This window comes from Kribbella sp. NBC_01484, assembly GCF_036227145.1.
Taxonomy (GTDB): Bacteria; Actinomycetota; Actinomycetes; order Propionibacteriales; family Kribbellaceae; genus Kribbella.
Genome location: NZ_CP109437.1, coordinates 6662648 through 6686558 on the forward strand (window position 1 = coordinate 6662648; position 23911 = coordinate 6686558).

The 23911-nt window shown below is 69.3% G+C and carries 22 protein-coding genes; 14 read left to right on the top strand and 8 right to left on the bottom strand.

Annotated elements, in window-relative coordinates; translation table 11 throughout:
* Nucleotides 1-257: 257 nt before the first annotated feature.
* Nucleotides 258-2198, bottom strand: a complete 1941-nt coding sequence (locus tag OG555_RS32365; RefSeq protein WP_329476345.1) for a potassium transporter Kup — start codon at nt 2196-2198, stop codon at nt 258-260.
* Nucleotides 2199-2289: 91 nt separating this feature from the next.
* Here OG555_RS32365 and OG555_RS32370 point away from each other — a divergent pair, with 91 nt between their 5' ends.
* The 3 genes from OG555_RS32370 (at nt 2290) to cpt (ending at nt 4742) form a co-directional block, all read left to right on the top strand.
* A complete protein-coding gene (locus tag OG555_RS32370; RefSeq protein WP_329476346.1) occupies nt 2290-3567 on the top strand; it encodes an MFS transporter in 1278 nt (425 codons plus the stop codon).
* A 30-nt stretch (nt 3568-3597) separates the two neighbouring features.
* The gene (locus OG555_RS32375; protein ID WP_329476347.1) at nt 3598-4098 is read left to right on the top strand and encodes a hypothetical protein; all 501 of its coding nucleotides are present in this window, start codon (nt 3598-3600) and stop codon (nt 4096-4098) included.
* Between the two features lie 110 nt (nt 4099-4208).
* Nucleotides 4209-4742, top strand: coding sequence for a chloramphenicol phosphotransferase CPT (gene cpt / locus OG555_RS32380; RefSeq protein ID WP_329476348.1), 534 nt, complete (start codon nt 4209-4211; stop codon nt 4740-4742).
* Here cpt and OG555_RS32385 read toward each other — a convergent pair.
* Nucleotides 4730-5341 carry a TetR/AcrR family transcriptional regulator gene (locus tag OG555_RS32385; RefSeq protein WP_329476349.1) on the bottom strand — a complete coding sequence of 204 codons (612 nt, stop codon included), beginning with the start codon at nt 5339-5341 and terminating at the stop codon, nt 4730-4732. The genes cpt and OG555_RS32385 overlap by 13 nt on opposite strands.
* A 75-nt stretch (nt 5342-5416) precedes the next feature.
* On the opposite strand from OG555_RS32385, the gene OG555_RS32390 reads away from it, so the two are divergent.
* The 3 genes from OG555_RS32390 to OG555_RS32400 all read left to right on the top strand — a co-directional run bounded on the left by OG555_RS32390 (nt 5417) and on the right by OG555_RS32400 (nt 8174).
* Nucleotides 5417-6427, top strand: a complete 1011-nt coding sequence (locus OG555_RS32390) for a hypothetical protein (RefSeq protein ID WP_329476350.1) — start codon at nt 5417-5419, stop codon at nt 6425-6427.
* A gap of 1 nt (nt 6428) precedes the next feature.
* Nucleotides 6429-7373, top strand: coding sequence for an aldo/keto reductase (locus OG555_RS32395; protein ID WP_329476351.1), 945 nt, complete (start codon nt 6429-6431; stop codon nt 7371-7373).
* A 210-nt stretch (nt 7374-7583) separates the two neighbouring features.
* Complete coding sequence (locus OG555_RS32400) at nt 7584-8174, top strand: TetR/AcrR family transcriptional regulator (RefSeq protein WP_329476352.1); 591 nt, start codon at nt 7584-7586, stop codon at nt 8172-8174.
* On the opposite strand, the gene OG555_RS32405 is transcribed toward OG555_RS32400, so the two are convergent.
* Nucleotides 8161-9258: an aldo/keto reductase gene (locus tag OG555_RS32405; RefSeq protein WP_329476353.1), complete on the bottom strand. Its 1098-nt coding sequence runs from the start codon at nt 9256-9258 to the stop codon at nt 8161-8163. The genes OG555_RS32400 and OG555_RS32405 overlap by 14 nt on opposite strands.
* 101 nt (nt 9259-9359) lie before the next feature.
* Here OG555_RS32405 and OG555_RS32410 point away from each other — a divergent pair, with 101 nt between their 5' ends.
* Nucleotides 9360-11372: a GMC oxidoreductase gene (locus tag OG555_RS32410; protein WP_329476354.1), complete on the top strand. Its 2013-nt coding sequence runs from the start codon at nt 9360-9362 to the stop codon at nt 11370-11372.
* Between the two features lie 81 nt (nt 11373-11453).
* Here OG555_RS32410 and OG555_RS32415 read toward each other — a convergent pair whose 3' ends face one another.
* Both OG555_RS32415 and OG555_RS32420 read right to left on the bottom strand, forming a co-directional pair.
* A complete protein-coding gene (locus OG555_RS32415) occupies nt 11454-11972 on the bottom strand; it encodes a VOC family protein (protein ID WP_329476355.1) in 519 nt (172 codons plus the stop codon).
* 32 nt (nt 11973-12004) lie between these two features.
* Nucleotides 12005-12733, bottom strand: coding sequence for a LysR substrate-binding domain-containing protein (locus tag OG555_RS32420; RefSeq protein ID WP_329476356.1), 729 nt, complete (start codon nt 12731-12733; stop codon nt 12005-12007).
* Between the two features lie 48 nt (nt 12734-12781).
* Between OG555_RS32420 and OG555_RS32425 the strand changes: the two genes are divergently transcribed.
* The gene (locus tag OG555_RS32425; protein ID WP_329476357.1) at nt 12782-13156 is read left to right on the top strand and encodes a DUF5997 family protein; all 375 of its coding nucleotides are present in this window, start codon (nt 12782-12784) and stop codon (nt 13154-13156) included.
* Nucleotides 13157-13208: 52 nt separating this feature from the next.
* Here the strand turns inward: OG555_RS32425 and OG555_RS32430 are convergent, their stop codons facing one another.
* A complete protein-coding gene (locus tag OG555_RS32430) occupies nt 13209-13937 on the bottom strand; it encodes an alanyl-tRNA editing protein (RefSeq protein ID WP_329476358.1) in 729 nt (242 codons plus the stop codon).
* A 101-nt stretch (nt 13938-14038) separates the two neighbouring features.
* Here OG555_RS32430 and OG555_RS32435 point away from each other — a divergent pair, with 101 nt between their 5' ends.
* Genes OG555_RS32435 through OG555_RS32455 form a run of 5 tightly spaced genes read left to right on the top strand, consistent with a single transcriptional unit; the run spans nt 14039 to nt 19211 of the window.
* Nucleotides 14039-15289: an ABC transporter substrate-binding protein gene (locus tag OG555_RS32435; RefSeq protein ID WP_329476359.1), complete on the top strand. Its 1251-nt coding sequence runs from the start codon at nt 14039-14041 to the stop codon at nt 15287-15289.
* 4 nt (nt 15290-15293) lie between these two features.
* Nucleotides 15294-15971, top strand: a complete 678-nt coding sequence (locus tag OG555_RS32440; RefSeq protein WP_329476360.1) for an amidohydrolase family protein — start codon at nt 15294-15296, stop codon at nt 15969-15971.
* Nucleotides 15968-16717: an amidohydrolase family protein gene (locus OG555_RS32445; RefSeq protein WP_329476361.1), complete on the top strand. Its 750-nt coding sequence runs from the start codon at nt 15968-15970 to the stop codon at nt 16715-16717. Before OG555_RS32440 ends, OG555_RS32445 begins: the two co-directional genes overlap by 4 nt.
* Nucleotides 16714-17859, top strand: coding sequence for a DegT/DnrJ/EryC1/StrS family aminotransferase (locus OG555_RS32450; protein ID WP_329476362.1), 1146 nt, complete (start codon nt 16714-16716; stop codon nt 17857-17859). Before OG555_RS32445 ends, OG555_RS32450 begins: the two co-directional genes overlap by 4 nt.
* Nucleotides 17860-17870: 11 nt before the next feature.
* The gene (locus OG555_RS32455; RefSeq protein ID WP_329476363.1) at nt 17871-19211 is read left to right on the top strand and encodes a sulfatase-like hydrolase/transferase; all 1341 of its coding nucleotides are present in this window, start codon (nt 17871-17873) and stop codon (nt 19209-19211) included.
* Here OG555_RS32455 and OG555_RS32460 read toward each other — a convergent pair.
* Complete coding sequence (locus OG555_RS32460; RefSeq protein WP_329476364.1) at nt 19204-20361, bottom strand: pyridoxal phosphate-dependent aminotransferase; 1158 nt, start codon at nt 20359-20361, stop codon at nt 19204-19206. The genes OG555_RS32455 and OG555_RS32460 overlap by 8 nt on opposite strands.
* Nucleotides 20362-20384: 23 nt before the next feature.
* On the opposite strand from OG555_RS32460, the gene OG555_RS32465 reads away from it, so the two are divergent.
* Nucleotides 20385-21233: an NAD-dependent epimerase/dehydratase family protein gene (locus tag OG555_RS32465; protein ID WP_329476365.1), complete on the top strand. Its 849-nt coding sequence runs from the start codon at nt 20385-20387 to the stop codon at nt 21231-21233.
* A gap of 1187 nt (nt 21234-22420) precedes the next feature.
* On the opposite strand, the gene OG555_RS32470 is transcribed toward OG555_RS32465, so the two are convergent.
* A complete protein-coding gene (locus OG555_RS32470; RefSeq protein WP_329476366.1) occupies nt 22421-23821 on the bottom strand; it encodes an FAD-binding oxidoreductase in 1401 nt (466 codons plus the stop codon).
* Nucleotides 23822-23911 lie beyond the last annotated feature (90 nt).

The following is a 23911-nucleotide window of genomic DNA, read 5'->3' on the forward strand; positions in this document are numbered from 1 at the left end:
GAGCGAGAGTTGGCCCATTGCGCCAGACAGCCGGCTCTGGAGGGGCCGTACAGCTGGTCGGCTCTCGGAGGATGGGACACGTTCTGGTGGGTGGGGACAAGAAATAGCCTGTAGCAGCCCACCAGTTCCTGTCTCAGGCCCCAGCACCTGGGCCAGTCGTGCGCCCCGGCGTGCCTGGCGTACGCGAGCGCCTCGACTACGTCCTCGACCGACGCACACCGGGCAATCGCCTGCGACGCTTGGACGAATCGTTCGCCTTACACCTCGATGTGGGATCCGATGATGACGGTGCGATCGCGCGGGAGGTTGAAGAACTCGGCCGCGTCGGCGGTGATATGAGAGGTCGCGATGAACAACTGCTTGCGCCAGGGGGCCATCGTCTTGGCCTCGCCCCGGCGGAGTTCGATCTTGGACAGGAAGTAGGAAGCCTTGTCCAGGTCGAGAGGGCCCTCGGTGGCGTCCGGGGCGAGCGTGGCCAGGGCGGCCGGTACGTCGGGGGTCTCCATGTAACCGAACTTCGCGGTGACATAGGTGATCCCGTCGTCGCCGTACCCGAGGTCGTCGACGACGGCCCGCTGGTCTGCGCTGACGCGGGGGACGGGTTGGGTCTCGATCGACAGGATCACCACGTGCTCGTGCCTGACCTGGTTGTGCTGGACGTTGGCCCGCAGCGCCAGCGGCGTGGTCACGTTGCCCCGGTTGAGGAAGATCGCCGTACCGGGGACCGTGCGGGCGGTCAGCTCACCGGAGCGGAGCTGGTCGACGAACTCCCGCAGTGGGCCCTCGGTGCGTTCGCGTTCGGCGGTGACGACCTCGCGGCCGCGTTGCCAGGTGGTCATGATCGTGAACGCGGTGATCGCGATCAGCAGCGGCAGCCAGGCGCCGTGCAGGAGCTTGGTGAGGTTCGCGGCGACGAACAGCAGATCGACCGCGAGCAGTGGAACGGCCCCGAGAGCGATCAGCCACTTCGGGACGTTCCACCGATACCGCGCGACGTAGAAGAACAGCAGCGTCGTGATCGTGATCGTGCCGGTGACCGTCATGCCGTACGCGTAGGCCAGTGCGGCCGAACTGCGGAAGGCGAAGATCAACGTGAGCACCGAGGCGAAGAGCAGCCAGTTGATCCACGGCACGTAGATCTGGCCGATCGTGGTCGCGGACGTGTGCGCGACCCGCAGCCTGGGCAGATAACCGAGCTGTGCCGCCTGTGAGGCGACCGAATAGGCTCCGGTGATCACGGCCTGAGAGGCGATCACCGTGGCCGCGGTCGCGAGCAGCACGAGTGGCAACCGCCCCCAGTCGGGGACGAGCAGGAAGAACGGGCTGCTGATGTTGGCCCGATCCTTCAGGATCAGCGCACCCTGGCCCATGTAGCTGAGCACGAGGGCCGGGAGGACGAGCCCCAGCCAACCGCGGGTGATCGCGCGGCGCCCGAAGTGACCCAGGTCGGCGTACAGCGCCTCGGCGCCGGTGACCGCGAGTACGATCGCGGCCAGCGCGAAGAACGCGACCTCGAAATGGCCGGCCAGGAAACCGATCGCGTACGTCGGCGACAGCGCCTTGAGGATCCCCGGGTGCTCGACGATCCCACCGACGCCGCACGCGCCGATGACCCCGAACCAGACGACCATGACCGGCCCGAACACCCGGCCGATCGTCTCGGTGCCGCGGCGCTGGACCAGGAACAGCACGATGATGATCACTGCGGTGATCGGTATGACGTAGTCCGCCAGCGACGGCTCGACGACCTTGAGCCCCTCGACCGCGGAGAGGACCGAGATGGCCGGAGTGATCATGCTGTCGCCGAAGAACAGCGACGCGCCGAAGAGTCCCACCGACGCCAGCACGATCGCCCCTCGGCGGCCCGGGTGCGTGGTGCTCCACCTGCGCAGCAGCGTGATCAGCGCGGTGACGCCGCCCTCACCCTCGTTGTCGGCGCGCAGCGTCAGCAGGACGTAGCTGACCGTGACGATGATCATCACGGACCAGAAGATCAGCGACACCACCCCGAAGATGTTCGAATCGCTGACCGGCACCGGGTGCGGGTCCTCGGGGTTGAAGACCGTCTGCAGCGCGTAGATCGGGCTGGTCCCGATGTCTCCGAACACCACGCCGAGCGCGCCGATCACGACCGCGAGCTTGGCCGTGTTGTGGGCGGTCGGGCCATGGCCCACGTCCGTCCGCTGATGATCCGTCACGGGACCGGACGATACAGCGCCCGGGATGCAGCCGTGTCGAGACGCGACGTCCGGTTCCGACGTACCCGGTGACTGAGGAGGAGGTGCCGGGATGACACCGGAGCGGGTACTGCGGACCTACATCAAGCTGGTCGTCGTCTCGACGGGTGCGTCCTCGATGATCTGGGGGATCAACACCCTGTTCCTGCTCGACGCGGGGCTGAGCATCGGGCAGGCGTTCGCCGCGAACGCGTTCTTCACCGCGGGGATGGTGCTGTTCGAGATCCCCACCGGCGTCGTGGCGGACACGATCGGACGGCGTACGTCGTACCTGCTCGGGACGGTGACCTTGATCGCGTCCACGGTGCTCTACTTGCTGTTGTGGCAGACGCGCGCGCCATTCGCGGCCTGGGCGGTGGTGTCGGCGCTGCTCGGGCTCGGGTTCACGTTCTTCAGCGGTGCGACCGAGGCGTGGCTGGTGGACGGACTGCACGCGACCGGCTATCGCGGATCGCTCGACGAGGCCTTCGCCAAAGGGCAGGTGGCCGGCGGGATCGCGATGATGGCCGGCTCGATCGGCGGCGGCCTGCTCGCCCAGGTGACGAACCTCGGCGTCCCGTACGTCGCTCGCGCGGTGCTGCTCGTGATCACCTTCGCCGTGGCGTGGCGGGCGATGCACGACATCGGTTTCACGCCGAAGCCGCGGGTCTCGGTGCGCGCCGAGATGGGCGGGATCCTGCGGGCCTCGCTGCGGCACGGCCTGCTGAACCCGTCGGTCCGCTGGGTGATGCTCGCCGGCCCGTTCACTGCGGGAGCGAGCGTGTACGGCTTCTACGCCGCGCAGCCGTATCTCCTTCAGCTCTGCGGCCACGCCGACTCCTATGCGATCGCGGGGCTGTCCGCCGGGATCGTCGCCGGTGCCCAGATCGCGGGTGGCGCCTCGGCGTCGTACATCGCCCGGATCTTCCGGGACCGGATCCTGACCCTTGTCGTGGCCATCGCCACCTCCGGCGCTGTGATCGCGCTGATCGGTCTGGTGACCTCGTTCTGGGCCGCTCTCGGGCTGCTGATGGTGTGGGGCACGATGTTCGCCGCCATGAGCCCGGTCCGGCAGGCGTACCTGAACAGCCACATCCCGTCGGCGCAGCGGGCGACCGTGCTGTCGTCGGACAACCTGCTCGGCTCCGCCGGCGGCGTGGTGATCCAGCCCGCCCTCGGCCGCGCCGCGGACGTCTGGGGCTACGGCCCGGCGTACCTGCTGACGGCCGTCATCCAGTTGTTCGCGCTGCCGTTCCTCGCGCTGGAGATCCGCCGCGGGCGCAAGCACAGCGGACCCGCCGCTGACGGCAACCATGCTGCGGTCACATTCCAGGGTGCTGCCTCGTCTTAGGTGTAGCCAATTACCGACGAAGGAGTCTTCGTGAGGAAGAAAATTACCAAGTCCCTGGGAACCGCGATGGTGGCGGGCTCCCTGGCCCTGGTGGGCGCGGCGACCGTGGGAGTCGCACCGGCCAATGCCGCGGAGCAGTGCAACACGAACGCCAGGAGTCTGGACCTGCCCGGCAAGCCGGACATCACCCTGAACATCACGTTGTGCGTGAGTGGGTCAGGTTCCTACCGGCAGGCCATGGCCTACTTCAGTTGGTCCGGCCACTACGGCTACATCGGCGGGACACGCCTGAACTCGATGTGGCTGCAGATCCGCCTCGAGCGCTACGACGTCGTACAGGCCAGTGACAGCAGCTACTACACCTCATCGGTGGACGCCCAGTACTCGGGCAGCGTTTCCATCGGCGCGCAGAAGACGGGCAGCCTGGCCGCCGGCGGGTGGAGCGCCGATGCAACCGTCGGGTACGACATCACCGACGACGGACTGGGCTCGACGACCTGGCAGCTGACCGGCTCGCCTTTGATCAGCTGATCCGCTGATCGCGGTCGACCCCGGACAGCGGGCTTCCAGCCGTTGTTCGGAGTCGCCGGCCGGCGCAAATCCGTCGAAGAGACCACCGATGAACAGCTAGCCTTGCCGCCGTGGCAGCTCGTTTGGTGATCATCAACGGTGGATCCAGCTCCGGGAAGACCGGGATCGTGCGGTGTCTTCAGGCGGTGCTGGACGAGCCGTGGCTGGCCTTCAGCGTGGACGACTTCGTCGATGCGATGCCGGCCGCGATGGAAGGTGCGGCGGACGGGATCGAGATCGGCCCGGACGGCGCGGTCTCTGTCGGGCCGGCGTTCCGGGAGCTGGAGGCGGCGTGGGTGACCGGGATGGTCGCGATCTGCCGGGCGGGTGGCCGGGTGATCATCGACGACGTCTTCCTGGGCGGCGCGGCCTCACAGCAGCGGTGGCGCGACGCGATCGGTGACCTCGAGACGCTCTGGGTCGGCGTCCGGTGCGCGCCCGAGGTCGTGGCGGGTCGCGAGCTCGCCCGGGGCGACCGGGCCGTCGGCATGGGCGCGCAGCAGGCGCTGATCGTCCACGAGGGCGTGAAGTACGACGTCGAGGTCGACAGTGCGCACGCCGAGTCGATCGACTGCGCCCGTACCATCGCCGGCTACCTCAGGTAGTCCACCCGCCCGAGTGCGGTGCCGATGCGCCGGCGGTGATCGGTGGCGACCTCGTCGGCGTCGTCGCCGGCCAGGATTCGCCGTACCGACTCGAGGTGCACGGTGCGGTAGGCGGCGACCGTGAGGGCCGCGGTGAGCCGCGCGTCGGGCACCTCGGTGCGATCCATCGCGGCGGCGATCGCCTGCTCCAGGTGGTCGAGCAGTTCGCGGGCCCGGGACTGCAGAGCCCGTGACGACGCGACAACCTCCCAGAAGCGGGCGAACTGGCCGCGGATCGCGGCCAGCGGATGCCCCGCGTCGGCCAGGTCGACCAGCAGGGTGGAGAGCGCCGCCACCGCGGAGGTGCCGGGCGCCCGGTCGGTGACCGCTGCAACCACCAGGGACTCCGCCTCTGGATAGCGATCGAACAGCATGTCCTCCTTGCGCGCGAAATGCGCGAAGACGGTCGGCCGGGCCACGTCGGCGGCCTCGGCGATCTCCGACACCGAGACGTCGTCGAAGCCACGCTCCAGGAAGAGCGTGGTGGCGACCTCGGAGATCCGCGTCCGGAGCTCGGCCTTCTTCCGCTCCCGGCGGCCGGGCGGTGCGTGCTGGTCCACAGGCGTCAGGATAGGGGGAGTCATACCCGATAAAAAGATGTACTGAGTATGAGATTGGTTGCTAGGCTGCTGACCATGCTTCCTGTTGGGGTGAACTACGACACCGGCCTGCGGTACGACGGCCGCAGCACGCGCACGCGGTTCGACGCCGGAACGGTCCGGGACGAGCTGCGGGTGATCGCGAACGACCTGCACGCCCCGGCCGTCCGGGTGTCGGGCAACGACCCGGACCGGCTGGTGATCGCGGGGGAGGCGGCCCTGGAGGCCGGGCTCGACCTGTGGTTCTCGCCGGTTCCGATGGATCTGGAGCCGGACGACTTCATCGCGTTCCTGACCGAGTGCGCCGCCCGGGCGGAGACACTGCGGCAGTCCGGCCGGGGCGACGTCGTACTGGTGCTCGGGTGCGAGCTGTCCGTGTTCTGCAAGGGCTTCGTCCCGGGCGAGACCTCGGGGGAGCGGCTGGCAACGATGGCCGACCCCGCCACCTGGACCGATCAGGAGAAGATGGCGCAGTTGTTCGCCGGGCTGGCGCGCTGGGGCGAGGTCCAGCAGCAGTTGGTGGCGGCGGCCCGCGGGGTGTTCGGCGGCCGGATCACCTACGCCGCGGGGATGTGGGAGGACGTGAACTGGGAGCTGTTCGACATCGTCAGTGTCGACGCCTACCGCGACGCCGCCAACGCGGCGAACTTCCGGGACGAACTGCACGCCCGGCTGAAGTGGGGCAAGCCGGTGGCGGTCACCGAGTTCGGCTGCTGCGCCTACCGCGGTGCGGGCGATCGCGGCGGTTCGGGCTGGATGATCGTGGACCGGAGTTCCGACCCGCCGGCGATCAAAGGGACCTTCGAGCGCGACGAGGAGGAACAAGTGGAGTACCTGCTGGAGCTCGTCGAGGAGTTCGACCGGATCGAGCTCGCGGCCGCGTTCTGGTTCAGCTTCGCAGGCTACGAACTGCAGCACCGTCCCGACGATCCACGGCACGACCTCGACCTGTCGTCGTACGGCCTGGTCGCGGTCGGCGACGACGGCCGGTGGACGCCGAAGCGGGTGTTCGGGAAGCTCGCCGAGCTGAACGACGGGCGGCGCTGAGATGGAGCAGGTCCGGCTCGGGGCGACCGGTCTGCGGGTCTCGCGGATCTGCCTGGGGATGATGAGCTTCGGCACCGGCGGAGCGCGGGAGTGGCATCTCGGTGAAGACGCTGCCGAGCCGATCGTCCGGCGGGCGGTCGAGGGCGGCGTGACGTTCTTCGACACCGCCGACGCCTACTCCAAAGGGACCGGGGAAGAGCTGACCGGGCGGCTGCTGGGCAAGTTCTTCGGCCGGCGTGAGGACTACGTGCTGGCGACCAAGGTGTACTACCCGACCGGCCCGGGCCCGAACGATCGCGGCCTGTCCCGCAAGCACATCCTGGACGCGATCGACGCGTCGCTGCGCAGGCTCGGCACGGAGTACGTCGACCTCTACCAGATCCACCGGTGGGACGACGAGACGCCGATCGAGGAGACGATGGACGCGCTCGCGGACGTCGTCCGCGCGGGCAAGGTCCGGTATCTCGGCGCGTCGAGCATGTTCGCCTGGCAGTTCGCGAAGGCGCAGCGGATGGCGCCGATCCCGTTCGTCTCGATGCAGAACCACTACAACCTGGTCTACCGCGAGGAAGAGCGCGAGATGATCCCGCTCTGCATCGACCAGGGCGTCGGCGTCATCCCCTATAGCCCGCTGGCCCGCGGCCTGCTCGCCCGGACCGGAGGTACGGCGAGATCCGGCGCCGACCCGGTCGCCGACGACCTGTACGGCGAGAGCGACCTGGCGGTGGTGGAGGCCGTCCGTGCGGTCGCGGCCGAGCGCGAAGTAGCACCCGCACAGGTCGCGCTCGCCTGGCTGATGGGCGCTCCCGGCGTGACCGCGCCGATCGTCGGAGCCACGAAGCTCCAGCACGTCGAGGACGCGGTCGCCGCGGCTGACCTCACCCTGACCTCCGACGAGCGCGCTCGCGTGGAGGCGCCGTACCGGCCGCATCCGGTCACGCCGTAGGACGGTGGTCGAGCCAAGCCTTCGCCCGCGCTTGACGGCCGGCGTTTGACGGCCCGCGCCTGACCGGCCCGGCTTGCCTACCGAACTGGAGGGTTGCCCCCTCGGATTCTCAGTGGGCAACCCTCCAACTGGTGGGATGCCCATCACGGTGGAGGGTTCGCCGAGTCCGGAGGGGTGTCGCTTATTGGACTAGAGGGTACAGTCGGTGGCATGCTGACGGCGAAGGGTGTGGCGACGCGGGAGCGGATCGTGGCGGCGGCCGCGGCCGAGATCCGGGAGCGCGGGGTCTCCGCGGTGACTCTGGACGACGTCGGGCGGCGGAGCCGGACCGGCAAGAGCCAGCTGTTCCATTACTTCCCGGACGGCAAGGAGCAGTTGCTGCTGGCGGTGGCGGAGCGCGAGGCCGATCAGGTGCTGGAGGATCAGCAGCCGCACCTCGGGCAGTTGACCTCGTGGCACGCCTGGCACGAGTGGCGTGACGCCGTCGTCGAGAAGTACCGGCGCCAAGGGGTGAACTGCCCACTCGGCGTACTGATCACCGAGATCGGCCGGCACACCCCGGCGGCGCAGGCGGTGACCGCCAAGCTGCTCTCGCAGTGGCAGGGCCGGATCGAGGCCGGCATCGAGGACATGAAGGCCGCGGGCGAGATCCGGTCCGACGTGGATCCCGCCCGTGCCTCCGCGGCGCTGGTCGCCTCGATCCAAGGCGGCGTCGCCATCCTGATGTCAAGCGGCTCGGCCCAGCATCTCGAGTACGCCTTGGATCTGTGCCTGGACTACCTGCGCGCTAGTTCCAATTGAGCACCGGCGGGCGATAGCCGACCGGCTTGTCGGCGACCTTTGCATCCGGGTTGACCAGCCAGCCCTGGTACGCCGGTGTGAACATCCGGTAGACCGACTCCGGCGGTACGGCGCTGGCCTCGTCGAGTGCGGTCCGGAGCTCGTCCGGCAGCTCGAAGTCGAGGGCCTTCATACTGGCCTGCAGTTGCTCCGGGCTGCTCGCACCGACGATCGCGGAAGCGATCCCGGGCTGCGTCGCGACCCAGTTGATGGCGACCTGGGCCATCGTCACGCCGAGCTTGTCCGCCACCGACTCCACTGTCTTCAACAGGTCCCAGTGCCGATCGGACCACGCCCGCACCGGCGCGCCATCGCCGGTGAGACGCCCGTCGCCGGCCACGCCTTGTGCGTCGTCCCGCCGGTACTTGCCGGTCAGGAACCCGCTGCCGAGCGGACTCCATGCCGTGATCCCGAGCCCGAGTTGTTGCCCGACCGGGACATGCTCGGTCTCGATCGTCCGCTCGACCAACGAGTACGGCAGTTGCAGGTTGACCATCGGCGTCATCGCGTGCGCGTCCGCGAGGGTCTGCGCGCGAGCGGCGTACCAGGCCGGTACGTCGGACAGCCCGGCGTACCGGATCTTGCCGGCCCGGGTGAGGTCGTCGAGCGTGCGCAGGACCTCCTCGACCGGGGTGATCCGGTCCCAGGTGTGCAGCAGGAAGAGGTCGAGGTAGTCGGTGCCGAGGCGGCGCAGGGACGCCTCGACGGCGCGGATCAGATGCTTGCGGCCGTTGCCGCCCGCGTTCGGGTCGCCGGGATCGACGCTGTTGGTCGCCTTGGTGGTGAGCACCATCCGCTCGCGGATCCCGGACTCCGCGATCAGCTTGCCGAGGATCCGCTCGCTCTCGCCCGCGGTGTAGAAGTCGGCCGTGTCGAGAAAGTTGCCGCCGGCATCGATGTACGCGCGGAAGATCGCCCGTGCCTCGTCCTCGGTCTTCCCGTACGGCGCGTGGAAGCCGGCCGTGCCGAAGTTCATCGTGCCCAGGGCCAGCCGGCTGACGCGGAGCCCCGACCGGCCGAGCAGGTAATAGTCATCAAGTGCCATGCCCACAGAGTGGCTCGGCGAAAATGGACCGGCAAGTACAAACTTGTCCGGACGAAGAGATCGCCCACGACAGCTGAGGCTACGTCTGGTTGGGTTGGTCCGTGCGATTGTCTGAGCAGCAGCGGATGGTGCTGGAGCGGCTGGCGGAGGTCGCCGTACCGAGGGACGATTTCCCGTCGGCGGCGGAGGCCGGGGCGGTGGAGTTCATCGAGCGGGTGCTGACGCTCGATCGGCCGGACTGGCGTGCGCGGGTCGAGCGGGCGCTGGAGGTGGCCGGGCCGGAGCCGGATCTCGAGGCGGTACTCGCGGACGACGACGGTGCTTGGCTCGTGCGGCTGGTGCAGCAGGGGTACTACGCGGATCCGGCGGCGTGGGCGATGGTCGGCTGGCAGACAGGCGACTTTCCGGCAGTCGAGACCGAGTTGACGATCACACCGCGGTCGGCGCTCGCGGACCGGTACGACTGTGTCGTGATCGGCTCGGGTGCGGGCGGGGGAGCGGCGGCGCAGGTGCTGGCCGAGTCCGGACGGTCCGTGCTGGTGGTGGAGACCGGGCGCTACCCGACCACGGCATCGCTGACGCACGACCATCTGCGGAACCCTCGCTCGGTGGCCGGGCTGCCGGCCGTGACCGACCCCGATCCGCACGGTCGACCACGGATCGCCGTGGTCGACGGCGTACCGAGTCAGGTGCTGCCGCCGGATGGTGGTTGGGGCAACAACGCCTTCACGGTCGGCGGTGGAACCCGGGTGTACGGCGCGCAGGCTTGGCGGTTCGTTCCGCGCGACTTCACGATGGCCACGACGTACGGCGTCCCCGAGGGGAGCGCGCTGGCGGACTGGCCGATCACGTACGACGACCTGGAGCCGTACTACTCGTTGGCCGAGCAACGGTTCGGCGTGAGCGGCGGTGGAACGGATCCGTGGCACGAGCCACGGTCGATCCCGCTGCCGATGCCGCCCCTGCCGCGGACCGGTCCGGCTGACCGCCTCGCCGCGGCCGCTGACCGGTTGGGTTGGGGGATTCTCGACGTACCGCTGCTGATCAACTCGGTCGACTACCAAGGGCGGGCCGGCTGCGTCCGATGCGGGCAGTGCGTCGGCTTCGCTTGCCCGGTTGAGGCGAAGGCTGGCACTCACAACACCGCGCTGCCGGCCGCACTGGCGACTGGTCGCTGCACGCTGGTCACCGAGACGACAGCCGAGCGTCTGGTCACCGACCAGTCCGGCCGGGTCACCGGAGTCGCACTGGTCGCCGATGACGGGTACGGCGGGATCTGGCGACGGACTGTGCAGTGCGCGGAGGTTGTGGTCGCCGCGGGTGCGTCCGAGACGCCTCGGCTGTTGCTGAACAGCGCCCACGAGCACGAGCCGAACGGCCTCGGAAACAACCAGGATCAGGTCGGCAGGCACCTCCAGGCCCACGTGTACGCCGGAGCGGCCGGACTGTTCGACGACGAGGTCATGGACCTGGTCGGGCCCGGGGCGTCGATCGCGACCTGCGACTTCCGGCATGGCAACGACGGGATCATCGGTGGCGGGATGCTGGCCAACGAGTTCGTGCCGACGCCGGCCGCGACGTACGACTATCTGGCCGGTGCCGGGCTGATCCCGCGCGCCGGGGCGGCGGGGAAGGCGGCGATGCGGCGCGAGTCGCGGCGGATGCTGCGCGTGGTCGGGCCGATCCAGGAGGTGTCGTCGGCGGAGTCGCGGGTCCGGGTCGATCCCCGCGTCCTCGATCGCTTCGGGAACCCGGTGGTCGTGATCAGTGGGTCGATCCATCCGGAGGATGTGCGGGCGCACGGCTTCATGAGCGCGAAGGCCCGGCAGTGGCTGGAGGAGGCCGGTGCGGTGCGGACGGCCGTTGGTCAGGTCGGCACGCTGGGACGGGCGAGCAGCGGGCAGCACCAGGCCGGGACGTGCCGGATGGGCGACGATCCGGCCCGGTCGGTCACCGATCCGTACGGGCGGGTGTGGGGACATGACAACGTCTGGATCGCCGACGCGTCGCTGCACGTGACGAACGGAGGAGTGAACCCAGTGCTGACGGTCCTGGCCGGCTCACTCCGAATCGCCCACCACCTCACCGAAATCCCGTTACGTCCGAAGAAGTGAGGTTCCTGACCCTCGGATCTTCGGACGCAACGACGGGAGACGCCGCGACGGGAGACACGGCGACGGGAGACGGCTGGGGGGTCAGCCGAGGATGCGGGAGATGCCGACGCCACTGCGGGCGTCGCGGCCGTACTTGGCGACCTCGGCGGGCAGGTCCAGCCGCGCGACGCCGGCCTTCTGCCGGTCCTCGTCGGTGAGCAGGTCCGCCGGGATGATCCAGACGATCTCGAATTCGAGTCCGTTCGGGTCCTTGCCGTACAGCGACTTCGTCGTACCGTGGTCCGACGCGCCGACCAGGGCGCCGTGCTCGCTCAGCGTCGTGGCCAGATCCTCGAGGTCGCCGAGGGTGTCCACCTCCCAGGCGAGGTGATAGAGGCCGACCGTCGACCGGCCGGCACCGGACGGACCGGCCTCCGATCCGATCTGGAACAGCCCGAGATCGTGGTCGTTGGTCGACCCAGGCGCCCGGAGGAAGGCCGCGCCCTGCATCGCGTCACCGCCCTCGGTGTAGCCGAAGCCGAGCACGTCCCGGTAGAACGCGACGCTCTCGGCCACGTCCCGGACGTACAGCACCGCGTGATTCAACCGGAAGATCGCCATGAGGCGATGGTAGTTGAGAACTCAATCTGATACTAGCGCCGGCGCGACGGCTTCCGCCGCCCGCCCGCGGGCGCCTGCTTGCCGCTCTTCTGCCCGCTCTTCTGCGCGCCCTTCTGGGCCGACTTCTTCGCCGCGGTCGTGGCCGGCTTCTCGGCCGGAGCCGGGCCGCGGGTGCTGTTGACCGTCCGGCCGCGGACGATGCCGATGAACTGCTCCACCAGCTCCGAGGAGTCGTCGTCACGCCAGGACAACGCGACCTGTGACTCCGGTGCGTCGGTGAGCGGCCGGTAGGTGAGGTCCTTGCGATGGTGCAGCCGGGCCAGCGACTGCGGTACGACGAGCAACCCGGTGCCCATGGCAACCAACGCGACCGCGTCCGCGGTGCCGGCCGGACGTTCGCCGATGATCCGCCCCGGTGGGCGGTCCCAGCCGAGGACGTCGTCCAGCGGGTGCAGCATGAGTTCGTCCGAGAGATCCGCGGTGGTCACCTCGTCGGCCGCCGTGACCACGTGGTCCTTCGGGACCACGACCACCGTCTGCTCGACGTACAAGGGAATGGCGTGCAGGCCGTCGCGGTCGATCGGCAGCCGGAGCAGGACGGCCTCGGCCTCGCCGCCGCGGACCAGCGCGGGCGCGTCGGCGGCGGTGACCTGGATCAGTTCCAGCGGGACCCGGGGCAACCGCTCCGTCCAGATCCGCACCCACTTGGTGGGTGTCACGCCGGGCACGTAGCCCAGCCGGAAGGAGGATTGTCCGGTCACGGCAGTCAGGTTACCGGGCGTGATCACGGCACGGACTACGCTGCTGCCATGACAGCGCGTAAGACACCCCAGACGATGAAGCCCGCGACGGCGGCGAAGAAGCTGGACGTGTACCTCCCGGCCACCCCTGCCGAGTTCCAGGAGGGCGTCGTGTCGCGCGACGAGCTGAATGCGCTGCAGGCGGATCCGCCCGAATGGCTGCGCGAGCTCCGGAGGACCGGACCGCACCCGCGCTCGGTGGTGGCGGCCAGGCTCGGAGTCTCGATCAGTGGCCTCGCTCGCGCCGGGATCACCGAGGCGCTGACCACGGACGACATCGAGGCCATCCGGGCCGAGAACCCGGACTGGCTGGAGCACGAACGTGCAACGCAGGCCGAGGTCCGCCGGCAAGAAGCCGAGCTGAAGAAGAAGACGCGCTCCTGACCAACCTCCGGCGAGCAGGCGGCGACGAGGCAGTCGTCTCGTCGTACGCGGGTCAGCTGAGGCGGACGCGGAGGCGGCGGAAACCCCGGCCCTTGCTCTCCATCTTGACCACGTCCATCCGGCCGATCAGCGCGGTCGAGGCGACATGCGTACCGCCGTCGGCCTGGGTGTCCAGACCGTCGATGTCGACGATGCGCACGACCTCGATGTCGGGTGGCAAGAGGTTCGTGGCGGTGCGGATGATGTCCGGGATCGCGAACGCCTCGTCCCGGGGCAGGTTGCTCACCGTGATCCGGCGGTCGGTACGGATCTCCGCGTTCACCGCCTCGGCGACGCGGTCCTTGAAGTCCGGCGGCACCTCGGACAGGTCGAAGTCCATCCGGGCGGTGAGCGGCTCCATGTTCCCGCCCGTGACCAGCGCGCCGTAGTCGCGGAACACCACGCCCGTCAGCACGTGCAGACCGGAGTGCGTCCGCATCAACGCCGTGCGACGCTCGTCGTCCAGCGCCCCACGGACGGCGGTCCCGACCGGCGGCACCGGGTCGCCCTCCTGTGGTACCAGGTAGAGATCGTCCCCCTTGACCGTCCCCACGATCCGGGCCCGCACCCCGCCCCACAACAGCACACCCTCGTCCGGCGGCTGCCCGCCCCCACCCGGATAGAAGGCAGACCGGTCGAGCACGATCCCACGCTCCGGATCGACCCCGACCACCGTCGCATCCCACTCCCGCACCGAAGCATCCTCGAGGTCCAGCCGATGCGTATGCCCATGCAGCTCCATGACCGCACTCTGCCACAGCCGGATCCGCGTGAAGGGTTGACGTGACCTCCCGTCGGCGCGGTAGTTTCGGTCATGGCCGTAAAGCGAACCTGGGAGGTCCGATGAAGGTCAGACGGTTGGTGGGCGTGCTCGGGGTGCTGGCGGTGGCCGCGGTGAGTGCGTGTGGCGGTTCGGGGGAGTCGTCGGGCAAGGCGGTTGTGACGGTGTGGATGTATCCGGTGATCGCCGACGATCAGGCGGCGACGGCGTACTGGGGGCAGGTCGAGAAGGACTTCGAGGCGGCCAACGCGAGCATCGACCTGCGCATCGAGCAGCAGCCGTGGGCGAACCGGGACCAGAAACTCGCGACCGCGTTCTCCGGTGGCAAGGGGCCGGACGTGCTGCTGCTCGGTCCCGACCAGATTCCGCAGTTCGTCAGGAGTGGTTCGCTCGAGCCGATCGACAAGGTGCTGGAGGCGGACAAGGCGAAGTTCCTGCCGGGTGCGCTGGACGCGCTGACCGTCGACGGCAAGCTCTACGCGGCGCCGATCTACCACACAGTCACGACGACGATCTACAACAAGCAGCTGCTCGCCAAGGCCGGCATCACGAAGCCGCCGGAGACCTGGGATGAGATCAGGGCGGCCGCGCCGAAGCTCAAGCAGGCGGGCGTCGCGACGCTGGACTACTCCGCCTCGCCGGAGACTTCGCTCAACCTCAGCTTCTACCCGCTGCTCTGGCAAGCCGGCGGCTCGGTGTTCGCCTCGGATGGCAAGAAGGTGGCATTCAACGAAGCGCCGGGCGTCGAGGCGCTCACGTTCCTCAAGACCTTGTACGACGCGGGCGCGATCCCGAAGAGTGCCTTGAGCAACGCCAACGTGGTCGCCGACCAGGCGCTCGGCAAGCAGCAGGTGGCGATGGGCTTCACCAACACCCTGATCGACGCCAAGACGGTGACCGCGAGCTGGGGTGCCGCGAACGTGATCGTCGGCGTACCGCTGGAGAACAAGAAGCGCGTCGGCTTCGGCCTGCCCGGTGGGCTCGCCGTGAACGCCGGGTCGAAGGACATCGAGGCGGCGGAGAAGTTCCTCACCTTCATGACGCAGCCGAAGCAGGTCATCAGCCTCGGGACCGCGGCGAACTTCCTGTCCCCGCGAACCGACGCGCCGGTGCCGGCCAACGACGAGCAGGCGAAGAAGTTCGAGGAGGCCCTGCAGTACGCGTACTCCGGCGAGGTCAACCCGGCGGCCCGTCAGGTGATGGCGTTGCTCGCCGTCGAGATCCAGGCAGTCCTGACCGGTAAGAAGACGCCGCAGCAGGCCCTGGACGCCGCAGCCAAGCAGTCCGACGATCTGCTGTCCAGACAGCGCTGACCGCATGAGAGTGATCGACGTCAACCGCATCGTCGGTCCGGTGCCGACGGGTGACGTGCCGAGCACCGACGCTGCGGGACTGCTGGCCGAGCTCGACCGGCTGGCGATCGATGCCGCGTGCGTCGTGCATTCGCGTGACCTGTACTACGACCCGACGACAGCGGCTGAGGTACCGGACGATCCACGCTTGGTCCGCGTGCCAGTCGTCGTACCTGGGCCGCTGGGCACGGCCGTGCCGGAGACGGCGAAGCTGGTGCGGATGTGTCCGTCCGAGCACCGGTTCAGGCTGACCGGCCCGCACGGGATCGAGGCGGCGCGCGAGCTGGCGGAGCGTGGCATCACGGTGCTGCTCACGTTGGAGGATCCGGGGGAGATCCATCGGCTCGCGAGTGAGGTGCCGGCGTTGCGGATCGTGCTGATCAACACCGGCTACCGTGCGCTCCGCGAGCTCGCGGATCTGCTGGAGGTCCATCCTGAGCTGAACGTGGACACCGCGACGCTGTGCGGGCACTTGTCGGTCGAGTGGGTGGTACGGCGGTACGGCGCGCACCGGGTGCTGTTCGGCACCGGGGCACCGCTGACCGACGACGCCGGGCCGCGGTTCCAGCTCGACCATCTCGAGCTGCCCGTGGACGACGTCGCGTTGATTGCCAGCGGCAACGTTCTGGAGCTGCTCCGATGATCATCGACGCACATGGGCATCTCGGGTCGTGGTTCGCGTTCGCGATCCCCGACAGCTCGACCGCGAGCCTGGTCCGGGTGATGGACCGCTGCGGCGTGGCGACGATGTGCGTCTCGCATCTCCTCGCGATCGGCCCCGACTCTCGGGCCGGGAACGCCTTGCTGCTCGAGGAGATGGCGCAGCACCCCGGCCGCTTCCTCGGGTACGCCGTCTTCGACCCGCACGACTCGGAGGCGGTGGAGCGAACGGCCGACCTGCTGGCGACATCGGGAGTCGTCGGCCTCAAGCTGCACCCAGACACGCACGAGCATCCGGTGGACGGGCCGGGATACGAGCCTGCGTTCAAGCTCGCGGCTGAGCATGGCTGCATCGTCCTCGCGCACGGGATGTTCGGGTCGCCGTGGTGTGGTCCCGAGCGGTTCGCGGTCGTCGCAACGCGGCACCCGTCGGTCGAGGTGCTGATGGGACACGCCGGGCTCCTCCCGGCCGGCTTCCCCGCGGCGGCCGAGGTGGCGTCGCAGTACCCGAACGTGACGCTCGAGGTCTGCGGCTCCAGGATGACCGCACGCCACCTCGCCTGGTTGGTCGGCAAGGTCGGCGCGGACCGGATGGTCTTCGGCTCCGACGCGCTGTTCCTCGATCTCCGCGTCGGCCTCGGCCGGGTACAGCTCGCGCCGATCTCTCAGCCCGATCGCGACCAGCTGCTCTTCGGCACGATGACTCGGCTCCTGGAGGGACGTCCGTGACACTCGCAATCGATGGCGGTACGCCGGTTCGCACGGACGGCTGGCCGTCGTGGCCGCCGCCCGCGACCGCCGAGCAGCGGGAACTCCTGCTCGAGGTGCTGGACAGTGGCGCGTGGGGTGCGACGTCCGGCACGAAGGTCGGCGAGTTCACCAAGGCGTTCGCCGCGTCGATCGGAGCGCCGTACGGCGTCTCGGTCGTGAACGGCACGGTCGCGCTCTTCCTCGCGCTCCGGGCGCTCGGGGTCGGACGGGACGACGAGGTGATCGTGCCCGCGTACACGTTCGTCGCCAGCGCGACCGCGGTTGTGCTCGCCGGTGCGCGCCCGGTGATCGCCGACGTCACGCCGGAGACACTGCATCTCGATCCGGCCGCAGTGGAGCGACTGATCGGGCCGCGCACGAAGGCGATCATGCCGGTGCATCTCGCCGGCGCCCCGGCGGATGTCGATGCGTTGAAGGGGTACGGCGCACCGATCGTAGAGGACGCGGCGCAGGCGCATGGGGCGACGTGGCATGGCCGGCCGGTCGGGACGCTGGGTGATGCGGCATGCTTCAGTTTCCAGTCCAGCAAGGCGATGACGGCCGGCGAGGGTGGGCTGGTCGTGACGGCCGACGAGGCCGTGTACCGCAAGCTGTGGGCGCTGCACAACGTCGGCCGGAGCATCGAGGGCGGGTGGTACGAGCATCCGGATGTCGGGTGGAACCTGCGGATGACCGAGTTCCAGGCCGCGGTCCTCTTCCCGCAGCTCGCTGTGCTCGACGAGCAGATCAGGGCCAGGGAGCGCGCGGTCGACTACCTGCGCCAGGAACTCGAAATCCTTCCGGCACCTGCGGGTACGACCAGAAGCAGTCATCACCTCGCGTTGGTGCGCTACGACCCGCGAGCCTTCCGGGGCCGCAGCAAAGCCGACTTCATCGCCGCGATGGCGGCCGAGGGCATCCCCCTCGACACCGGCTACCGCTCGCTGTCTCGCGAGGGCGCTCTCTCGGCGTACACCGACCTGCAGCCGTGCCCAGTGGCCGAGGCGGCCGCGGACTCGGTGGTCTGGATCCGGCAGAGCATGCTGATGGCCGGCGAGGAAGCGCTGGCCGATATCGGCACCGCGGCCCGAAAGGTTAGGCAAGCGTTCTCCGGCAGCTGAGAATGGCCCGCATGCCTTCCCGTCCGAACGTCGTCGTCTTCCTCACCGATCAGCAACGCTGGGACACCACCGGCCTGCACGGCAATCCACTGGACCTCACCCCGAACCTGGACCGCATCGGCCGGGCCGGGACACACTTCGCCAACTCGTTCACTTGCCAACCGCTGTGCACACCGGCCCGCGCGACGCTGCAGACCGGCCTCTATCCGACGACGGCCGGGCCATGGCGCAACGGGATCCCGCTGCCGGAGGACTCGACGACGATCGCGCACCACTTCGGTGCCGCCGGCTACGAAACGGCGTACATCGGCAAGTGGCATCTGGGTGACCCGGCGTCGCGTGGACCGGTCGACCCGCGCTACCGCGGCGGCTACGAGTACTGGCTCGCGGCCAACGCGCTCGAGCACACGTCGGACGCCTACGACACGATCGTGTACGACGGAACCGGGGCGCGGGTGAAGCTGCCCGGGTACCGGGTGGACGCGGTGACGGACGCGGCCATCCGGTACGTCGCCGTACCGCGGGAGCAACCGTTCTTCCTGTTCGTGTCGTTGCTCGAACCGCATCACCAGAACCGGCGGGACGACTATCCCGCGCCCGAGGGGTACGCCGAGCGCTACCGCGGGGCGTGGACGCCGCCGGACCTCGCGACCCTAGGCGGGACAGCGCACCGGCAGTTGCCCGGGTACTACGGGATGATCAAGCGGATCGACGAGGCGTACGGACGGTTGCTCGAGGCAATGACAAGTCCCGGGCTGCGCGACGACACGATCGTGCTGTTCACCTCCGACCACGGGAATCATTTCAAGACCCGCAACGACGAGTACAAGCGGTCGGTCCACGACGCGTCGATCCGGGTGCCGACGGTGGCGACCGGCGGGGTCTTCACCGGCGGCGGTCAGGTGAACCAGCTGATCAGCCACATCGATCTCGTGCCGACACTTCTCGACGCGGCCGGCCTACCGGTGCCGGACGAGCTGCAGGGCAGGTCCGTGGTGCCGCTGCTGCAGGATCGCACCGCGGACTGGCCCGACGACATCTTCGTGCAGGTCAGTGAGTCGGAGACGGCTCGCGCCGTACGCACCCAGCGGTGGAAGTACGGCGTGACCGCGGCGGACGACGGTCCCGGCGCCGACCGGTACGACGAGGCGTATCTCTACGACCTGATGGCGGATCCGGACGAGCTCGACAACCTGATCGGCTACCAGTCGCACGTGCACGTCGCCGAGCGGCTGCGCGAGCGGCTCGCGCGGCGGATGACCGAGGCGGGAGAGAGCGTCCCGGCCATCACGCCCAGCCCTGAGCGTCCGTCGGGACAACGGCTCATCCACCCGGAGGAGGCTTTCAGCTGACGAGTGCCGTGAAGGCGTCGAGAGCGCGGCGGATGTTGTCGACCGAGTTCGCGTAGGAGAAGCGCAGGTGGTTCTCGCCGTACCCGCCGAACGACGTACCGGGGAGGCAGGCCACGCCGGCTTCGTCGAGCAGGCGGTCGGCCAGGGTCGCCGCGGACACGCCGAGCTCGCTGATGTTGGGGAAGGCGTAGAACGCGCCGCCGGGCTCGACGCAGGAAACGCCTGGTACGGCGTTCAGGCCGGAGACGATGACCTCGCGGCGTTCGCGGAAGGCCGCGAGCATCCGGTCGACGTCGTCCCACGGGCCTTCCAACGCGGCAATCGCGGCGTACTGGCTGAAGGCCGACGTACAGGACACCGAGTTGATCAGCAGGCGGGTCACCGGCTCGACCAGGGGTTGCGGGAAGACGCCGAAGCCGAGCCGCCAGCCGGTCATCGCGAACGTCTTCGACCAGCCGTCGAGGAGGATGGTCCGCTCGGCCATCCCGTCGAGGTCGAGGACGCTGTGGTGATCGCCGTCGTAGCGCAGCGCCCAGTAGACCTCGTCGCTGAGGACGACGAGGTCGTGCTCGATCGCGATCTCGGCGATCGCCCGCAGTTGCTCGGGGGTCGACGCGCTGCCGCACGGGTTGTGCGGGGAGTTGAGGATCAGCAGCTTGGTCCGGTCGGTGACGAGCGACCGCAGTTCGTCGGGGTCGATGACGAACCCGTTCTCCTCGCGCAGCGGCACCGGCACCGGCTTCGCGCCGGCGAATGCGGCGATCGACGCGTACATCGGGAAGCCGGGGTCGGGGTAGAGGACCTCGTCGCCCTCCTCGCACAACGCCATGATCGTGAAGAACATGATGGGCTTGGCGCCCGGCGTGATCAGCACCCGATCCGGGGTGGTCGTCATCCGGCCGGTGCGCTCGAGGAACTCCGTGACGGCGGTCCGCAACTCCGGGATCCCGGGCGCCGGCACGTAGTGCGTGAAGCCCTTGTCCAGGGCCTGCTGCGCGGCGGCGATCACGTGCTCCGGGGTGTCGAAGTCCGGCTCCCCGATCTCGAGATGCACGACCTCCCGCCCACTCGCCTCCAGCGCCTTCGCCTTGGCCAGCACCTCGAACGCAGACTCGGTCCCGAGACGTTCCATCCGCCCAGCAAGCTTCACAGGCTCCACCCTAGTCTGAACGCATGACACGAGTAGCGGTGACCGGGAGCAGCGGCAAGCTCGGCCGGGCGGTGGTCGATCACCTCACGGACCACGGCTGGGACGTGGTCGCCCTCGACCAGGCCGCGCCGGCGCGGGCCGATGTTGTGTCGACGCGGCTCGACCTGACAGATTTCGGTCAGACCTACGAGGCGATCGCCGGGATCGACGACCGGCATGACGGGGTCGACGCGGTGGTGCACCTGGCCGCGATCCCGGCGCCCGGGCTGCGGCCGAACGCGGCGACGTTCCAGAACAACATGACCGCCACCTACAACGTGTTCTCGGCGGCGCTGCGGGCCGGCGTCCGGAACATCGTGTGGGCGTCCAGCGAGACCGTGCTCGGACTGCCGTTCGACGAGTTCCCGCCGTACGTGCCGGTGGACGAGGACTACCCGCCGCGGCCGAACAGCACGTACTCCCTGGTGAAGACGCTCGAGGAGGAGCTGGCCCGGCAGTTGTGCCGGTGGCATCCGGACCTCAAGCTGATCGGCCTGCGGTTCTCGAACGTGATGTATCCCGAGGACTACGTCCGCTTCCCGTCCTTCAACGCCGACGCGCACGCCCGCAAGTGGAACCTCTGGGGCTACATCGACGCCCGCGACGGCGCCCAGGCGGTCCGCAAGGCGCTCGAGTACGGCGTGACCGGGACGGACGTGTTCATCGTGGCCAACGCGGACACGGTGATGTCCCGGCCCAACGAGCAACTGCTCGCCGAGGTGTTCCCCGGCGTACCGGTGAAGCGGCCGTTCGGCCCGAACGAGACGCTCCTGTCCATCGACAAGGCCCGCCGGCTCCTCGGCTACGAGCCGCAACACTCTTGGCGGGAGTGACCCCGGATCCGCAGACGCACCGCATGTGCAGGTCGACAGGACGTATACGTCCACTCGGGAGCCGGCGGCGGGTCGGGTGAGCCTATTTCCGCCGGCCCGACGCAGACACGTCCTGTCGAGTTGTCCCCAGACCCCGTGCACAGCCGCTGCCCGAGTCCCAGCCGAGCCTGACCCTGCGGGCGCCGCCGCCGCATCCGAGCAGAGCCTGATCCCGTGGACGCCGCCGTCCGAGTCCCAGCCGAGCCCGCTGCCCCGGACGCCGCCGCAATCCCCGCCCTGAGTGACCCGCCGTACCTGCCCTGCACGCCATTGACGGGATATCCGGCGCTTTGGTCGGTTCCGTGGGTGTTGCGCGCCGTCGACCGGATCGCCAGGCCATCACAACGAGGCGCGGACGATGGCCTCCCGCGGGCGGTCGCGGCGTCTCGGTGATTGTGTTGGCCTGGGAGTCCGCCACAGCCCGCCCGGCGGTGGTGGGTTTGGCGATGCCGGGCCGCTGACCGGACCTGCACCACTCACAGCCAGCGCGATGCCACAGATGCGCCGCACGGCCACGACCACTCGACAGCTGACCGACCGGGTTCGTGAGTGCCCCACGTCCGCACAGGCCGAGACCCACGGGGCGGCCTCGTCCCAGTAGTCGCGGTCGTGGATGTCGGCGGTCGGGACCGAGCACCAGGACTCCGGCCAGCCGCCCGGGCCAGGGCGGGGAGGATCCCCCCGATCCGGGACGAGATCCTCCCCACCCCGGGCGACAACCAACAGAACACCGCCAACATCCCGGGAGGCAAAGGAGCGAACGAACCACCCCACGGATACGTCAGACGAGCCGGATATCCCATGATTTTGTCCCTTCTCCCGTGAAGATTCGGCGGGAGAACGGGCAATTCGGCGGGAGAACCCATCAAATGGCCCCGGTGGGCGGGGAGCAGCGGGTGGCGGCGGGTGCGGCTACGGCTGGGGTGGCGGCGGGTGCGGCTACGGCTGGGGTGGCGGCGGGTGCGGCCGCGGCTGGGGTGGCGGCGGGTGCGGCCGCGGCTGGGAGTGACCGGGGGTGGCCGCGGCTGGGAGTGACCGGGGGTGGCGGCGGCTGGGAGTGCGCGGGAGTGGCTGCGGTTGAGGGTGCGCGGGGTGGCTGCGGGTGGGGTTGCGTGGGGGTGGCTACGGGTGGGGTTGCGTGGGGGTGGCTACGGGTGGGGTTGCGCGGGGGCGGGACCGTAGGGGAAGAGCTTCTCCGGGTCGTAGGTCGCGCGGATCTCGGCGAGCCGGGTGAACGTCTCGGCCGGCCAGGACGCCTGGTAGGAACCAGGTACGGCGAAGGCGCCGGCGAAGTTGACCGTGGTCTCGGCGGAGATCCAGGGACCTAGCTTGGCCAGGACGCCGTCGGCCGTTGCCGGCAGCACCTGCTCGAACAGGCCCGGATCGGGTACGCCGATCATCGTCAGTGTGCCGGCCCCACCACGACCCCCGACCGCACTGCCCTCCGGCACGTCGCGCTGCGTCGCTCCACCGAGATGCCGGAGCTCGATCGCGACCAGGGGCAGCTGCTGGTCCGGACCGGCGGCGTCGAGGAACGCCTCGACGAAGCCCGAGCCGAACTCGGTCAGCATCACACCGCGATCCCACGACGCGGTCGGGTCCTTCGGGTCGTTGTGGATGAGTGCGATATCACTGGCCGGCATCTCGCCGACGGCGTCGATCAGCGTCGTACCGGCGTCCCGGATCGGCTGGAACAGTCGCTTGCCCTCGGCAACATCACCGACGAAGGCGAAGCGGACACTGAGAACGGTCTTGCCACGCAGCGGTTCGGGGATGAAGTCGAGCGGGGGCAGCCGGAGGACCACCACCGACGAATTCGCTGCCTCGGGCAACGTCTTGGTCCAGTCGGCCCACGCGGTCAGTACTGGAGCGATGTGCTCGGCGTCGAAGAACACCGATCCGCCGTACAGCGTGGTCAGCTCGACCAGACCGAAGTCCATCGACGTGACGATGCCGAATCCGCCCTTGCCGCCGCGCAGGGCCCAGAACAGGTCGGGATGCTCGGTCGCCGTTGCCGTCACGACCTCGCCCGCCGCGGTGACCACGCGGAAGCCGCGAGCCCAGTCGGACGAGAAGCCGTAGGTCCGCGCCAGCGGGCCGAGGCCACCGCCGAGCGTGTAGCCGATGCAGCCGACCACGTCGGACGCGCCGGTGATCGGGGCGAGCCCGTGCTCGGCAGCGGCCGTGACGACATCGGCCCAGACACAGCCCGCGTTGATCCGCGCCACCTTCTCGTCCGGGTCGACAGTCACGCCGGCCAGCCGGGACGTGGTGACCAGGATGCCGTCGGTGACGGGAATCGGTACCCCGTGCCCGGTCGCCAGCACGCGGACCGGCGTACCGGTCTCGGCTGCGGCCCGAACCACTGCCACGGCGTCGGCCTCGCTGGTGATGCCGACCGCTACGTCCGGACTGTGCACCACCGCTGTGTTGAATCCGGCCAGTTCCTCGGTGAAGCCTTCATCCCCCGGCTCCAGAACCGGTCCGGTTACCTCGGCCCGAAGCCGCTCGGCCAATCCACCCACGATGTCCTCCCCAAAGTCGCCCACCGGCGTCAGTTTTCCTGCCGCGAGGGTCATCAGGGGGACCCGACTCGACGGTAATGCCTCCGGACTGAAAACCTGTGCCAGCGGTTGGCG

Excerpts from the sequence above, each read along its gene's own strand:
- OG555_RS32370 (WP_329476346.1), top strand. The coding sequence starts at position 2,290 with ATGACACCGGAGCGGGTACTGCGGACCTACATCAAGCTGGTCGTCGTC.
- OG555_RS32390 (WP_329476350.1), top strand. The coding sequence starts at position 5,417 with ATGCTTCCTGTTGGGGTGAACTACGACACCGGCCTGCGGTACGACGGC.
- OG555_RS32395 (WP_329476351.1), top strand. The coding sequence starts at position 6,429 with ATGGAGCAGGTCCGGCTCGGGGCGACCGGTCTGCGGGTCTCGCGGATC.
- OG555_RS32400 (WP_329476352.1), top strand. The coding sequence starts at position 7,584 with ATGCTGACGGCGAAGGGTGTGGCGACGCGGGAGCGGATCGTGGCGGCG.
- OG555_RS32405 (WP_329476353.1), bottom strand. The coding sequence starts at position 9,258 with ATGGCACTTGATGACTATTACCTGCTCGGCCGGTCGGGGCTCCGCGTC.
- OG555_RS32415 (WP_329476355.1), bottom strand. The coding sequence starts at position 11,972 with ATGGCGATCTTCCGGTTGAATCACGCGGTGCTGTACGTCCGGGACGTG.
- OG555_RS32425 (WP_329476357.1), top strand. The coding sequence starts at position 12,782 with ATGACAGCGCGTAAGACACCCCAGACGATGAAGCCCGCGACGGCGGCG.
- OG555_RS32430 (WP_329476358.1), bottom strand. The coding sequence starts at position 13,937 with ATGGAGCTGCATGGGCATACGCATCGGCTGGACCTCGAGGATGCTTCG.
- OG555_RS32435 (WP_329476359.1), top strand. The coding sequence starts at position 14,039 with ATGAAGGTCAGACGGTTGGTGGGCGTGCTCGGGGTGCTGGCGGTGGCC.
- OG555_RS32440 (WP_329476360.1), top strand. The coding sequence starts at position 15,294 with ATGAGAGTGATCGACGTCAACCGCATCGTCGGTCCGGTGCCGACGGGT.
- OG555_RS32445 (WP_329476361.1), top strand. The coding sequence starts at position 15,968 with ATGATCATCGACGCACATGGGCATCTCGGGTCGTGGTTCGCGTTCGCG.
- OG555_RS32455 (WP_329476363.1), top strand. The coding sequence starts at position 17,871 with ATGCCTTCCCGTCCGAACGTCGTCGTCTTCCTCACCGATCAGCAACGC.
- OG555_RS32465 (WP_329476365.1), top strand. The coding sequence starts at position 20,385 with ATGACACGAGTAGCGGTGACCGGGAGCAGCGGCAAGCTCGGCCGGGCG.